Annotated in this window: 1 protein-coding gene; it reads left to right on the top strand. The window is 36.6% G+C overall.

The window, feature by feature from the left end; all coding sequences use genetic code 11:
• Nucleotides 1–98 precede the first annotated feature (98 nt).
• Nucleotides 99–1,643, top strand: coding sequence for an IS1182 family transposase (locus WFK35_RS22605; protein ID WP_336734873.1), 1,545 nt, complete (start codon nt 99–101; stop codon nt 1,641–1,643).
• Nucleotides 1,644–1,733 lie beyond the last annotated feature (90 nt).

Genomic DNA, 1,733 nt, shown 5'->3' with positions numbered 1-1,733 from the left:
AAAAAGAAGCCGTCTCACAACTGAGGCGGTTTCTTTGATTAAAACATTTGTAAGATTGACTGTTGTTTTGTATATTTATTTGGTAATCAATAACATATATGGGATTTAGGCATTACAATCAAAATCAGTTGGTTTTGTTTCCTCATACTTTTGAGGATTTAATTTCATCGGAACATCCTGTCCGCATCGTCAATGATGTCTTAGAGAAGATTAATATTTCCAAATTATTAAGCGCTTACCGTAAAGAAGGCAATCCGAGTTACCATCCGGTAATGATGCTTAAGGTGATGGTTTTTGCATATATGGAAAACATTTATTCGTCAAGAAAAATAGAAAAGGCGATGCGTGAAAATGTTCTTTTTATGTGGCTTTCCAATATGAATATTGCTGATCATAACACTATTGCAAGATTCAGAAGTCAGAAATTGCAGTCCGCTTTCAAGGATATTTTTACCCAGGTGGTTTTGCTTTTGGCAGAAGAAGGATTGATTACTTTAAAGCAAGTCTACACGGACGGTACAAAGATAGAAGCACAAGCCAACCGTTATACTTTTGTTTGGGGAAAATCCATCCAAACCAATAAAGAAAAAATGCTTCAACAACTTGAAGAACTTTGGACTTATGCCCAAAGCATCGCTTCGGATGAAGATACAGATCCGCAGCCGCCGGAATTTAAAGAAATCAGTAAAGAAAAAATCCGGCAGACCGTTGAAAATATTAATCAAAAACTAAGCGGAAAAACTACTTCGGACAAAGGAAAAACCAAAGCAAAAGCGAAGCTGAATTATATCAAAAACAACTTTGAGAAAAACCTTGAAAAGTATGAGCTGCAGGAGGAAATTTTGAAAGAAAGAGGCTCTTACAGCAAGACCGATACGGATGCGACCTTTATGAGAATGAAGGAAGATCATATGAAGAACGGACAGCTCAAACCCGCTTACAATGCGCAGATTTCTACAGAGAATCAGTTTATTCTTAATTACACGCTTCATCAAAATCCCACGGATACAACGACTTTAGTGTCGCATTTAGATAATTTTAAAGAAAGTTATGGACAAGAAGTCTTCTCTGCAATAGAATCACTCACCGCAGATGCGGGTTACGGGAGTGAAGAAAATTATCAATTGTTAGAAGAACTTAATATAGAAGCTTTCGTAAAGTACAATACCTTTGATAAAGAACAGGATGAGCATTATCAAAACAAGCACAAAACCTTTAGCAAAGAGCATTTACATTACAATCGGGAACAGGATTTTTACGTTTGTCCGATGGGACAAAAAATGGAGAAAACCCATGAAAGTACCACCAAAACGAAAAATGGTTTTATACAAAAACAATCGCATTACCAAGCCAAAAACTGTAGTGGTTGCCCGTTGAGAAGCAGGTGCCATCAGTCCAAAGAAAACCGCAGTATAGAGCGGAATCACAATCTGGAACGCCACAAAGAACTCGCCCGAAAACGACTGAAAAGCGAAGAAGGAATACAAAAACGTAAAAAAAGATGCTGCGATGTGGAACCTGTGTTTGCACATCTGAAACACAATCACCATTTTAAACGATTTATGCTCAAATCCATCAAAAAAGTAGAAATCGAGTTCGGATTACATGCTTTAGCACATAATTTAAGAAAAAAAGTGGCGTAAGATCCACATTTTATTTTAAAAATCAGCCAAAAAATCCAATCTGAAAAGTTTAATAAAAAAAACCGCCTCATGGAAATGAGACGGCTTCTT

It is taken from the genome of Chryseobacterium sp. VD8, assembly GCF_037149975.1.
GTDB lineage: Bacteria > Bacteroidota > Bacteroidia > Flavobacteriales > Weeksellaceae > Chryseobacterium > Chryseobacterium indicum.
The sequence above is the reverse complement of the archived record's forward strand: the minus strand, read 5'-3'. Positions and strand labels throughout refer to the sequence as shown.

Coding starts and splice junctions, on each gene's coding strand:
- WFK35_RS22605 (WP_336734873.1), top strand. CDS start 99: ATGGGATTTAGGCATTACAATCAAAATCAGTTGGTTTTGTTTCCTCAT.